At 34.9% G+C, this 232-nt stretch carries 1 pseudogene; it reads right to left on the reverse strand.

Features of this window, described 5'->3' with window-relative positions:
• Positions 1-204, reverse strand: a pseudogene (locus tag SAY88_RS25710) (IS110 family RNA-guided transposase); the annotation flags it as partial.
• Positions 205-232 lie beyond the last annotated feature (28 nt).

Raw genomic sequence — 232 nt, forward strand, 5'->3', positions numbered from 1 at the left:
AATGTTGGAAGTCGACTCCATTCCTATTTTCAACTGATTTAATTGGTTTATTTCAGCTTTTGCCAACATCAATTGAATGAGGGTGTCTTCCCCTGTTTTATCATTAGTAACAGAAAAACTAACCAAGGATGTTCCATCTCCACTCATGTATTGTACATGGTGAGATTTTAAACTTACGTATATAACAACTAACATTTGCGACATAATATCACCTCCAGGTAAAGCAGTAATC

Origin of the sequence: Halalkalibacter flavus (genome assembly GCF_036663575.1) — a bacterium.
In the GTDB taxonomy this organism is placed as follows: Bacteria; Bacillota; Bacilli; order Bacillales; family Bacillaceae_D; genus Halalkalibacter; species Halalkalibacter flavus.